This window comes from Streptomyces sp. NPDC047043, from assembly GCF_040644055.1.
In the GTDB taxonomy this organism is placed as follows: Bacteria; Actinomycetota; Actinomycetes; order Streptomycetales; family Streptomycetaceae; genus Streptomyces.
The window spans coordinates 132,272-144,126 of the sequence record NZ_JBEYVO010000003.1 but is presented as its reverse complement, the minus strand read 5'-3'; the positions used below and the strand labels follow the sequence as shown (position 1 = coordinate 144,126).

At 69.0% G+C, this 11,855-nt stretch carries 12 protein-coding genes; 3 read left to right on the top strand and 9 right to left on the bottom strand.

Going from position 1 to position 11,855, the window contains the following annotated elements; genetic code table 11:
* Positions 1 to 101: 101 nt before the first annotated feature.
* From ABZ880_RS05865 to ABZ880_RS05835, 7 genes are all read right to left on the bottom strand, one after another.
* Entirely contained in the window at positions 102 to 1,391 is a 1,290-nt protein-coding gene (locus tag ABZ880_RS05865) for a citrate synthase (protein WP_361257481.1), read from the bottom strand.
* Between the two features lie 232 nt (positions 1,392 to 1,623).
* Positions 1,624 to 3,885, bottom strand: coding sequence for an ATP-dependent RecD-like DNA helicase (locus ABZ880_RS05860; RefSeq protein ID WP_361257478.1), 2,262 nt, complete (start codon positions 3,883 to 3,885; stop codon positions 1,624 to 1,626).
* Positions 3,854 to 4,834 carry a sugar kinase gene (locus ABZ880_RS05855; RefSeq protein ID WP_361257475.1) on the bottom strand — a complete coding sequence of 327 codons (981 nt, stop codon included), beginning with the start codon at positions 4,832 to 4,834 and terminating at the stop codon, positions 3,854 to 3,856. Before ABZ880_RS05855 ends, ABZ880_RS05860 begins: the two co-directional genes overlap by 32 nt.
* A 29-nt stretch (positions 4,835 to 4,863) precedes the next feature.
* Positions 4,864 to 5,634, bottom strand: coding sequence for an amino acid ABC transporter ATP-binding protein (locus tag ABZ880_RS05850; RefSeq protein WP_361258168.1), 771 nt, complete (start codon positions 5,632 to 5,634; stop codon positions 4,864 to 4,866).
* Positions 5,634 to 6,284, bottom strand: a complete 651-nt coding sequence (locus ABZ880_RS05845) for an amino acid ABC transporter permease (protein WP_361257472.1) — start codon at positions 6,282 to 6,284, stop codon at positions 5,634 to 5,636. Before ABZ880_RS05845 ends, ABZ880_RS05850 begins: the two co-directional genes overlap by 1 nt.
* 1 nt (position 6,285) lies before the next feature.
* Positions 6,286 to 7,020 (bottom strand): amino acid ABC transporter permease, encoded by a 735-nt coding sequence (locus tag ABZ880_RS05840; protein ID WP_361257469.1) that lies wholly within the window; start codon positions 7,018 to 7,020, stop codon positions 6,286 to 6,288.
* A 48-nt stretch (positions 7,021 to 7,068) separates the two neighbouring features.
* Positions 7,069 to 7,866 (bottom strand): transporter substrate-binding domain-containing protein, encoded by a 798-nt coding sequence (locus ABZ880_RS05835; protein ID WP_361257466.1) that lies wholly within the window; start codon positions 7,864 to 7,866, stop codon positions 7,069 to 7,071.
* Between the two features lie 237 nt (positions 7,867 to 8,103).
* On the opposite strand from ABZ880_RS05835, the gene ABZ880_RS05830 reads away from it, so the two are divergent.
* Positions 8,104 to 8,913, top strand: a complete 810-nt coding sequence (locus ABZ880_RS05830; RefSeq protein WP_361257464.1) for an IclR family transcriptional regulator — start codon at positions 8,104 to 8,106, stop codon at positions 8,911 to 8,913.
* Between the two features lie 6 nt (positions 8,914 to 8,919).
* On the opposite strand, the gene ABZ880_RS05825 is transcribed toward ABZ880_RS05830, so the two are convergent.
* On the bottom strand, positions 8,920 to 9,111 hold the full coding sequence (locus ABZ880_RS05825) for a DUF397 domain-containing protein (protein ID WP_361257461.1): 192 nt from the start codon (positions 9,109 to 9,111) through the stop codon (positions 8,920 to 8,922).
* Positions 9,112 to 9,118: 7 nt separating this feature from the next.
* On the bottom strand, positions 9,119 to 9,955 hold the full coding sequence (locus ABZ880_RS05820; protein ID WP_361257458.1) for a helix-turn-helix transcriptional regulator: 837 nt from the start codon (positions 9,953 to 9,955) through the stop codon (positions 9,119 to 9,121).
* A gap of 187 nt (positions 9,956 to 10,142) precedes the next feature.
* Here ABZ880_RS05820 and ABZ880_RS05815 point away from each other — a divergent pair, with 187 nt between their 5' ends.
* Entirely contained in the window at positions 10,143 to 10,580 is a 438-nt protein-coding gene (locus ABZ880_RS05815) for an ATP-binding protein (protein ID WP_361257455.1), read from the top strand.
* Positions 10,581 to 10,841: 261 nt separating this feature from the next.
* Positions 10,842 to 11,855, top strand: coding sequence for a LacI family DNA-binding transcriptional regulator (locus tag ABZ880_RS05810; protein WP_361257452.1), 1,014 nt, complete (start codon positions 10,842 to 10,844; stop codon positions 11,853 to 11,855).

Here is an 11,855-nt window from a genome sequence, read left to right as displayed (position 1 = left end):
CGACCGCCGGCGCACTACACAAGGAAGGACGGCCACGGCCAATACCAACGGGCACGATCAGCGGCGGGGCACCACTGGAGCGGCGCCCCCACCGGCAGGTGTCAGCGCTCCTCGACCGGCACGAAGTCGCGCTCGACCACGCCCGTGTAGATCTGGCGGGGGCGGCCGATGCGGGAGCCGGGCTCCTTGATCATTTCGTGCCACTGGGCGATCCAGCCCGGGAGGCGGCCGAGGGCGAACAGGACCGTGAACATCTCGGTCGGGAAGCCCATGGCGCGGTAGATCAGGCCGGTGTAGAAGTCGACGTTCGGGTAGAGGTTGCGCGAGACGAAGTAGTCGTCCGAGAGCGCGTGCTCCTCCAGCTTGAGCGCGATGTCCAGCAGCTCGTCGGACTTGCCGAGGGCCGAGAGGACGTCGTGCGCCGCCGCCTTGATGATCTTGGCGCGCGGGTCGAAGGACTTGTACACCCGGTGGCCGAAGCCCATCAGGCGGACGCCGTCCTCCTTGTTCTTCACCTTGCGGATGAAGGAGTCGACGTCGCCGCCGTTGGCCTGGATGCCCTCGAGCATCTCGAGCACGGACTGGTTGGCGCCGCCGTGCAGCGGGCCCCAGAGCGCGTTGATGCCGGCCGAGATCGACGCGAACATGTTCGCCTGGGACGAGCCCACCAGACGGACCGTCGACGTCGAACAGTTCTGCTCGTGGTCGGCGTGCAGGATGAGGAGCTTGTCCAGGGCCGAGACGACGACCGGGTCGAGCTCGTACTCCTGCGCCGGGACCGAGAAGGTCATCCGGAGGAAGTTCTCGACGTAGCCGAGGTCGTTGCGCGGGTAGACGAACGGGTGACCGATCGACTTCTTGTACGCGTACGCCGCGATCGTCGGAAGCTTGGCGAGCAGACGGATCGTCGAGAGGTTGCGCTGCTTCTCGTCGAAGGGGTTGTGGCTGTCCTGGTAGAAGGTGGACAGCGCGGAGACGACCGACGACAGCATGGCCATCGGATGGGCGTCGCGCGGGAAGCCCTTGTAGAAGTTCTTGACGTCCTCGTGCAGCAGGGTGTGCTGCGTGATGTCGTTCTTGAACACGGAGAGCTCGTCGACGGTCGGAAGCTCACCGTTGATCAGCAGGTAGGCGACCTCCAGGAACGTCGAGCGCTCGGCGAGCTGCTCGATCGGGTAGCCGCGGTACCGGAGGATCCCCGCCTCGCCGTCGAGGTAGGTGACGGCGGATTTATAGGCGGCGGTGTTCCCGTAACCGCTGTCCAGGGTCACCAGCCCGGTCTGGGCGCGGAGCTTCCCGATGTCGAAGCCCTTGTCGCCGACGGTGCTGTCGATCACCGGGTAGGTGTACTCGCCGTCGCCGTACCGCAGTACTACAGAGTTGTCGCTCACGTCTTCCCTCACCGACGTAGTGCCTCATCTTCGAGGTTGCCCTGACTGTCTCTACCTTCCCCCAATTGGCTCAGGAGAGTGCACTCGGGGTCGACCATCGGGCCTATCGGCGGCACTGAGTGCCGCCAACTTGCTCATCCTGCCCCCTTGATTCCCCATCCGGAAGTGCTCTGTGACCTTCGCGACTCATTTGATCGATCATTTTTTGTGATCCCTGCCTCAGCCCTGCGCCTCACACCTCAAGGAGGCCTGGTGAGAGCCGGAAGTCGAGTGCGGTGCAACGCCGTCCGGCCGACACCGTGCGCACCGCCTGGCCGATCGCCTTGCGCGAGCCGACGAGCACGACAAGCTTCTTGGCGCGGGTGACCGCCGTGTAGAGCAGGTTCCGCTGGAGCATCATCCAGGCGCCGGTGGTGACCGGGATCACCACTGCCGGATATTCGCTCCCCTGGGAGCGGTGAATGGTCACCGCGTATGCGTGCGCCAGCTCGTCCAGTTCGTCGAATTCGTACGGCACCTCCTCGTCCTCGTCGGTCAGCACCGTGAGGCGCTGGTCGACCGGGTCGAGTGAGGTGACTACGCCCACGGTGCCGTTGAAGACACCGTTCTTTCCCTTCTCGTAATTGTTGCGAATCTGGGTGACCTTGTCGCCGACGCGGAAGACCCGGCCGCCGAACCGCTTCTCCGGCAGGTCCGGGCGGCCGGGTGTGATGGCCTGCTGGAGCAGGCCGTTGAGGTTGCCGGCGCCGGCGGGGCCCCTGTGCATGGGCGCGAGCACCTGGACGTCCCGGCGTGGGTCGAGGCCGAACTTGGCCGGAATACGACGGGCGGCCACGTCCACGGTGAGCCGGCCGGCCTCCTCGGTGTCGTCCTCGACGAAGAGGAAGAAGTCCTTCATGCCGTCGGTGACCGGGTGCTGCCCGGCGTTGATCCGGTGCGCGTTGGTGACGACGCCGGACTGCTGGGCCTGGCGGAACACGCGCGTGAGGCGCACCGCGGGGATGGGACTGCCGTCCACGAGCAGGTCCCTCAGCACCTCGCCCGCGCCCACGCTGGGCAACTGGTCGACATCCCCCACGAACAACAGATGCGCCCCCGGCGGGACCGCCTTCACCAGTTTGTTGGCGAGCAGCAGGTCCAGCATGGAGGCCTCGTCGACGACCACCAGGTCGGCCTGGAGCGGGCGGTCCTTGTCGTACGCCGCGTCGCCGCCGGGCTTGAGCTCCAGCAGGCGGTGGACGGTGGAGGCCTCGGCGCCCGTGAGCTCGGCGAGGCGCTTGGCGGCACGGCCGGTGGGGGCGGCGAGGACGACGCGCGCCTTCTTCGCCCGCGCCAGCTCCACGATCGACCGGACCGTGAAGGACTTGCCGCAGCCGGGGCCGCCGGTCAGGACGGCCACCCTCTTGGTGAGCGCCAGCTTGACGGCGGCCTCCTGCTCGGGGGCGAGATCGGCGCCGGTGCGGGCCTTGAGCCAGCCGAGCGCCTTGTCCCAGGCCACGTCGTGGAAGCCGGGCATCCGGTCCTCGTCGGTGCGCAGGAGGCGCAACAGCTGGGCGGAGAGGGAGAGTTCGGCACGGTGGAAGGGGACGAGGTAGACGGCGGTGACCGCTTCCCCGTGCTCCCCGGGCACCTTCTCCCGCACGGCACCGGGGTCCTCGCCGTCCTCGGGAGGTGCGGCCAGTTCGGCGAGGCACTCGATGACCAGACCCGTGTCGACCTGCAGCAGCTTCACCGCGTCGGCGATCAGCCGCTCCTCGGGGAGATAGCAGTTGCCCTGGTCGGTGGCCTGCGACAGGGCGTACTGCAGGCCGGCCTTCACGCGCTCCGGGCTGTCGTGCGGGATGCCGACGGACTGGGCGATCTTGTCGGCGGTGAGGAAGCCGATGCCCCAGACGTCGGCGGCGAGGCGGTACGGCTGGTTCTTGACGACGGAGATCGAGGCGTCGCCGTACTTCTTGTAGATCCGGACGGCGATGGACGTGGACACCTCCACCGTCTGGAGGAAGAGCATGACCTCCTTGATCGCCTTCTGTTCCTCCCAGGCGTCGGCGATCTTCTTGGTGCGCTTCGGGCCGAGGCCGGGGACCTCGATCAGCCGCTTCGGCTCCTCCTCGATGATCTGGAGGGTGTCCAGGCCGAAGTGCTGGGTGATGCGGTCGGCGAAGACGGGTCCGATGCCCTTGACGAGACCCGAGCCGAGGTAGCGGCGGATGCCCTGGACGGTGGCCGGCAGGACGGTCGTGTAGTTCTCGACGGTGAACTGCTTGCCGTACTGCGGGTGCGAGCCCCAGCGGCCCTCCATCCGCAGGGACTCCCCCACCTGGGCGCCGAGCAGCGCGCCGACGACCGTGAGGAGGTCGCCGCCGCCCCGGCCGGTGTCGACGCGCGCGACCGTGTAGCCGTTCTCCTCGTTGGCGTAGGTGATGCGTTCGAGTACGCCTTCGAGTACGGCCAGTCGCCGTTCACCCGTGGGGTTCCCCGCCTGTTGAGCCATGATCCGACGGTACCGGTGGGGTCTGACACAGCGGAACGAAGAGGGTGTCCCGGGGCAGGGCGGCCGGGACGTCCTCACGCGTGGCCAGGGCCGCGACGGCGGCCAGGTGGCCCAGGCGCAGGCCGGCTTCGGGGGTACGGCCTTCGAGGAGGGCCGCCAGGTAACCGGCGGCGAAGGCGTCGCCGGCGCCCACCCGTTCGACGATCCGGGCGTCCGGGGCGGGGACGAAGGCCTCGGTGCCGTCGGCGCCGTACGCCGTCGCGCCGTACCCGGCGTCCTTGACGACGAGGGTCCGGCCGGGGCCGAGCAGGTCGCGGACGTCTGCGGGGGTGCGGGTGCCCCACAGCGTCTCGGCCTCGTCGCGTCCGACGAACACCAGGTCGGCGGCGCGGGCCAGTCCGAGGAGTACGGGGGCCGCGTCCTTCGGTCGGTCCCGCCACAGGGACGGGCGGTGGTTGACGTCGAAGGAGATCAGCGGCCCGGGGACGGCGCGGCGGACAACGAGGTGGGTGAGCAGTTCGGCGCAGCTGTCCGAGAGGGCAGCGGTGATCCCAGAGAGGTGCAGGACCCGGGCCCGGTGGAGCAACGGCAGGGCGGCCACAGACGGGTCCATGGCGGAGGCGGCCGAGCCGCGGCGGTAGTAGTGGACGCCGGTGCCGTCGGCGCCGGGGTCCTTGAAGTAGACGCCGGTCGGCCGCTCGACGTCGGTCCGGGCGGCGGAGACGTCCACGCCGCGGCCGGCCAGGTCGTCGAGGACGCGCCGGCCGAGCGGATCGTCGCCCACCCGGCCCAGCCAGGCCGCGCGGTGCCCGAGGGCGACCAGGGCGCAGGCCACGTTGGACTCGGCGCCGCCGACGGAGAGGGCAAGGATTGTCTGGTGGGCGAGGGGGTGGGCGGCGTCGGCAGGACCCAGCACGGCCATGGTCTCGCCGACGCAGACCACGTCCACGCCACAACCGCCATCGGCGCAATCGCCCCTCATGTGTCCAGAACCCGGTGCAGGAACTGCTGCGTGCGCTGCTGGGCCGGGTTTCCGAACACCTGCTCAGGCGGGCCCTGTTCGAGGACGACACCGCCGTCCATGAATACGACGCGGTCGGCGGTGTCCTTGGCGAAGCGCATCTCGTGGGTGACGACGACCATGGTCATGCCGTCCTCGGCGAGGGAGCGCATGACACCGGTGACCTCGCCTACGAGTTCGGGGTCGAGGGCGGAGGTCGGCTCGTCGAAGAACATGATCGCGGGGTCCATGGCGAGCGCGCGGGCGATGGCGACGCGCTGCTGCTGGCCGCCGGAGAGCTGGGCGGGATAGGAGTCGGCCTTCTCGGAGAGCCCGACCCGCTTCAGGGCCGCCCGGCCACGCTCCTCGGCCTCCGCGCGGGAGAGCCCCCGCACCTTGAGCAGGGCGAGGGTGACGTTGCCGAGGGCGGTCTTGTGCGGGAACAGGTTGAACTGCTGGAAGACCATGCCCACATGGCCGAAGATCTCGGGGGCGCGCTTGCGGTCGTGCAGCGGTACGCCGTTCACCCAGACCTCACCGCTGTCGGCGCGCTCCAGGTCGCACATGATGCGCAGCAGGGTGGACTTGCCGGAGCCGCTGGCGCCGATGAGGACGACGACCTCGCCCGGCTCCACGTCGATGTCGACGCCCTTGAGGACCTCCAGGTCGCCGAAGCGCTTGTGCACGCCGGAGAGGGAGATCCGGGCGGCGGCCACCGCCTTCTGCTGTGCGGCGGGATCGGTGATCATCATGCGGTGACGGCCTTTCGCTCCATGTGCCGCACGAGGAGCGACAGCGGGTAGCAGATGACGAAGTAGAGGACGGCGACGGCGACGTACGAGGTCGCCGGGTCGCCCATGCGGTCGATGACGGCCTGGCCCTGGCGGACCAGTTCGACGTAGCCGATGACCACGGCGATGGAGGTGTCCTTGATCAGGGAGAGGTACTGGCCGACCAGCGGCGGCAGGACGATCGCCCGGGTCTGGGGCAGTACGACGCTCACGAACGTCCGCCCCCGGCTCAGCCCCAGCACCCGCGCCGCCTCCCACTGGCCGCGCGGCACCGCCTCGATGCCGGCCCGGAAGATCTCGGCGATGTAGGCGCCCTGGTAGAGGGTGAGGGCGAGCAGGGCGGCGCCGAAGATGGTGATTCCGAAGCCGCTCAGGTAGGCGGCGCCGAAGTAGATGAACAGCATCTGGATGAGCAGCGGGGTGCCGCGGAAGACCTCCAGATAGCCACGGGCGAACTGGGCCAGCACCGGGACGCGGCTGGTGCGGATCGCGGCGACGACCAGGCCGAGGAGCGTACCGGTGGCGATCGCGGCGAGCGAGAGCAGGACGGTGGCCCACAGCCCGGAGAGGTACAGCTCGCGGTTGGACCAGATGACGGACCAGTCCATCTCAGACCTCCTTCGGGGCGGGCCGGGCGGCCACCAGACGTCGTACGGCACTCAGCGCACGCGGCCGCGCGGCGGGCCGCAGCGGGGGCTTGAAGGCGACGCGGCCGACGAGCCCTGCCACCACGACCACCGCGTTGGTGAGGATCAGGTAGAGCACGGCGGCGATCCCGAAGACCTGGACGGTCAGCAGGGTGCGGGAGTTGATGACCATGGAGGTTCCGGTCAGTTCGGGCACCGAGATGGCGGACAGCAGGGACGAGCCGAGGATGATCTGCACCAGCTGGTTGACGACGGCCGGGTAGACGTTGCGCAGCGCCTGCGGCAGTACGACGTGCGCGAAGGTTCGGACCGGGCTGAGAGCGAGCACCCGGGCGGCCTCGCGCTGGCCGCGCGGGACGGCCTGGATGCCGGCGCGGAAGATCTCGGTGAGGTACGCGCCGACGTTCACGCCGAGGGCGAGTACGCCCGCCTGCACCGGGCTCAGCCGGAGGCCGGCCGAGGGGAGTGCGAAGTAGGCGACGAACATCTGCAGCAGTACGGGGGTGTTGCGGATGACCTCGACGTAGACGGCGGCGGGCGCGCGCAGCACGAGGAGGCGGGATCCGCGGGCGAGTGCGCCGAGCAGACCGAGGGCTGAGGCGAGCACGAAGGCTTCCAGCGACAGTCTCAGGGACAGCCAGGCGGCGTCCAGATACGTGGGCCAGTCCCGGAGGGCGTAGCTCCAGTCGACGAACATGGGACTCCTCCCGGGGCAGCGGGAAGGACCCCGCCGCCCGGCCGGGACTCAGTAGGACGGGTCGAGCGGGTAGGGGCGGCTGACGCCGAACCACTTCTTGTAGAGGTCGGCGGCCTGCCCGGAGGTGTTGAACTCCCGCAGCCACGTGTTGACCCACTGCAGCCAGGTGGCGTCGCCGAGCGGCACGCCGATGCCGTTGTACTCCAGCGGCACCACGGAGTCCTTGGTGACCTTCAGTGAGGGGTCCTGCTTGGCCTGGTAGTTGAGGAAGTTGGAGTCCTCGACCATCGCGTCGGCCTGGCCCTGCTTCACCGCGAGGACGGCGGCGGAGGAGGTGTCGTACTCCTGGATCTTCGCCTTGGGGTTGCCGGCCGTGACGGCATCGCCGTTGGTGGAGCCCTTGGTGACGGCGACCGTCTTGCCGGTGAGGTCCTTGAGGGCGTTGATGCCGCTGGACTTCTTCACCAGCAGCACCTCGCCCGCGACGATGTACGGATCGCTGAAGGCGACCTGCTTCGCCCGCTCGGCCGTGGTGGTGAAGTTGCAGACCACCGCGTCGACCTTCTTGGTCTGCAGGTTCGGGATGCGGTTGGCGGAGGTGGTGTCGACGATGTGCACCTTGACGCCGAGCGCGGTGGCCATGGCGGTGGCCACGTCGACGTCGAAGCCCTGCGGCTTGTTGCTCTTGTCCATCGAGCCGAACGGCGGGAACGTCAGGCAGCTGGCCACGTTGAGGGTGCCGCGCTTGATGACGTCCTGGAGCGTGGAGGACTGCCGGCCGGAGGCCGTGCCGGAGGTACCGGCGGAGGCGGACGTGCAGGCGGACAGGGATGCGACAGCGGTCACACCGATACAAATCGCCATTAGGTTGCGGGTACCGTGACGAAGTCTCATCACATGAGTTCCCTTCCAGGAGGGTGCGAGGGGGAGGCGGGGCGGGGACTAAAAAACGAGTGTTCTGCAATGCAAAACTGCGTTTCGCATTGCGTTGCGGAGAAATTAGCCCCGACCCTCAGAGCCGTCAACGGTGGATTTCAATATGTAACATTCAGTTTTGCAATGCAGTACGGTAAGGTGCGCCGCGTGACCCCAGACGCCCCGGACGCCCCCGAACCCCGCCGCAACTCCTCGTCCTCCCTGCGGCGCGCGCTGAGCATCCTGATGTACCTGGCCGAGGACGACGGCCACCCCCATGGCACGTCCCTCACCGACCTCGCCACCGGTCTCCAGCTGAGCAAGAGCACGGTGTTGCGTCTCCTGGCCCCCCTGCGGGACACCCGCCTGGTCGACCAGGACCCGGAGAACGGCCACTACCGGCTCGGCCCGCAGAACGCTCTACTCGGGCAGGTCTACCTGGAGCGGCTGGACATCCGGCGCACGGCGTCACCCCTGCTGCACCGGCTCGCCCAGGAGGCGCGCGAGGCCGTGCACCTGGTCAGCTTCGACCCGCCGGAGATCGTCTACATCGACAAGGTGGAGAGCCCGCAGGCCGTACGCATGCACTCCCGCGTGGGCGGGCGCCAGCCGGCGTACTGCACGGCGACCGGCAAGGCGTTCCTCGCGCACGCGGCCGACGAGACCCTCGACAAGGTGATCGCGGCCGGCCTCCCCGCCCGCACGCCGGCCACGATCACGTCCCCGGAAGGGCTCCGCGCCGACCTCGCCGTGATCCGCGAGCGCGGCTACGCCATCGACGACGTGGAGAACGAACTCGACATCCGCTGCGTGGCCGCGCCGGCTTTCAACCACGCGGGCATGGTCGTCACGGCGATCAGCATCTCGGGCCCCGCGTCTCGGGTGACCCATGACCGGCTACCGGAGATCGGGCGCCGGGTGACGGAGACTGCGCAGGAGCTCACGGACCTGCTGGGCGGGGTGGCACCGACGCCTTGACTCGTATCAGGGTCGGGGGCGGGGGTGCTTCTTCAGGGCTTCGAGGAACGTGGTGAAGGAGGGGGCGGGGAAGGTGAGGGTGGCTCGGGTGGGGGCCTTTGAGTCGCGGACGGCGGTGTGGGTGGGGGTGGTGGCTATCTCCACGCACTCGTTGCCGTCGCCGGGGCCCGAGTAGGACGACTTCCGCCAATTGTCCATGGGGACCTCACAGTTCCTTCGTCAGCCTGTGGATGAACTCGCGCGACTGTTCGGGGTCGAGTGACGCGTCCTCCACTTTACGAAAGCCCGTTCGGTACGTGTTGAGCTGGGCCTCGGAATCCATGAAGGCCGAGCCGTGCAGCGCGTCGCGGACGACCGTGTCCAGCTTGGGCACGGGGCCGCCCACGTACGTCATCGTGCTTGCGGCACTGGCAAAACCGTCTAGGTCGAAGGGGATGACACGAACGGTGATGTGGTCCGCTTCGGAAAGCTCAACAAGCCGGGCCAGTTGGGCCCTTGAGACGGCTCGGTCACTGACCCTGATCCGGAGGGCCGCTTCGTGGATCACCGCCTCGTACGGGATAGTGAACTGCTGGCGCGCCTTTCGATGCTGGATGCGCAACTCGACCTCTTCGCTGGTGAGTTCGGGCAGCCTGGACCGGAAGACGGCACGGGAATAGTCCTCGGTCTGCAACAGGCCGGGCACGTACAGGATGGCCACGTGCCGCTGGAACCGGGCGTGGTGCTCCAACTCGGAGAGGTCCAGGAACGGCGTGGGCAGCAGGCCCCGGTACTCCTCCCACCACCCCCGTGTGCGGTCGGTGGCCATCGCGACCAGGGCGTTGATGAACTCCTCATCCGTACAGGCGTAGTGGGACGCGAGGCGCCGGATCCTCTGCTCGCTGACCCCCGCGAGCGCGGACTCGATGTGAGTGATCTGAGCAGGACTCACACCGAGCAGTGACGCCGCCTGGCGGGAGGTGAAGCCCGCAGCCTCACGGAGCTTGCGCAACTCGGTCGCCAGGCGCAGCTGACGTGCCGTCGGTTCGCGCCTCTTCACCATCGAACGACCCTTCTTTGCAGCAGCGGATTACGCGATCAGCTTGCCACGTCCCTACATTTAGATCTACCGTCAGTGACGAGACGCACACTCTGCGGAAGTGCACCGCTCCGTCCTGCCCTGCCCGAGTGACGACGGTTGCGGCGATGCCACCGCCACCAACCCCCCACCACCCAACCGGAGTTGACGCATGCCCGAAACCACCCCAGAACCCTGGGAGTACTGCCTCTCCATCCCCAACGACCCGCGCGCCGTCACCATCAGTCGCCGCACCCTCCGTCTGATCCTCACCGCGCACGGACTGATCGGTCTCGTCGACGTCGCCGAACTGCTCGCCACCGAGCTGGTCACCAACGCCGTACGGCATACGAAGGGGCCGGCTGCATTGCGCGTGCGCTGGGCGCCGCCGGGGACGTTGCGGCTCGGGGCGTGGGACGCGGACCCCGAACCGCCCGAGCCGCCCGTGCCGTTGGCGCGGCTCGGCGAGGCGGAGGACGGGCGAGGACTGGTGCTGGTGCGGGCCTGCTCCGACCTGTGGGGCTGGCACCCGCTGTCGAGGCACGGCAACCGGGGGAAGTACGTGTGGTGCGAACTTGCGGCGGCACAGGTCGAACCGCAGGCCGCGTGACGACAGTGGATACGACCGACCGGCAGCGGCGGGCACGCTTTCAGGCGTCCGCCGCAGGCCGGGCGGCGCTCGATCGCGTCACGTCCGGCCTGAGCCGGCCCTCTCGCGCATAGGCCCCGCCGCCACCTCGGCTCCACCCCATCCCGCTTCATCACGATCCGGTTTCGGGATGTGGTTGAGGGCTTGATTAAGAGATGTGTAATCGATTCCAATCCTCCTGCACGAGTCGTGTAATCGATTCCACGAGGAGGTGGAGCGGCGATGGCGAGCATCAAGGACGTCGCTGCCGAGGCGGGGGTCTCCGTCGCCACGGTCTCGCGCGTCCTGAACGACCATCCGTCGGTCAGTGCCGACGCACGCGCGCGTGTGCTGACCGCAGTCGAGGCGCTGGGCTACCGTCCGAACGCCGTCGCCCGTTCCCTGCGGACCGACCAGACCCACACCCTCGGCCTGGTCATCAGCGACGTGATGAACCCCTACTTCACCGAACTGGCCCGCTCCGTCGAGGAGGAGGCCCGCGCGCTCGGCTACAGCGTCATCATCGGCAACGCCGACGAGCGGCCCGACCTGCAGGACCATCACGTACGGAACCTGCTGGACCGCCGTATCGACGGGCTGCTGGTCTCCCCCACGGACGGCGGCTCGCCGCTGATGCTGGACGCCGTACGGGCCGGGACGCCCATGGTGTTCGTCGACCGGTGGATCCCGGGTGTCGACGTGCCGGTGGTGCGGGCGGACGGAGAGGCGGCCGTACGGGATCTCGTCGCGCATCTGCACGGGCTGGGGCACCGGCGGCTCGCGATCATCGCGGGGCCGGCGGCCACCACGACCGGGCGGGAGCGTGTCGAGGCCTTCCGGGAGGCGCTCGGCGCGTACGGCCTCGAACTGCCCGAGGCCTACACGGGCCAGGGCGACTTCCAGGCCGAGAGCGGGCGGCGGGTCACCGAGGGGTTCCTCGACCTGCCCGAGCCGCCCGAGGTCGTCTTCGCCGCCGACAACCTGATGGCGCTCGGCGCGCTGGACGCCGTACGCGCGCGTGGACTGCGCGTACCGGACGACATCGCACTGGCCGCGTTCGACGACATCCCGTGGTTCGTGCACACCGATCCGCCGATCACCGCGATCGCCCAGCCCACGGGCGAGCTGGGCCGGGCCGCCGTACGGGCCCTGGTCGACCGCATCGAGGGACGGCCCCCCAAGTCCGTCACCCTCCCCGCCCGGCTCGTCGTACGCCGCTCGTGCGGCGAGTCACCGGCTTCTCGAGAGCCCTCTTGA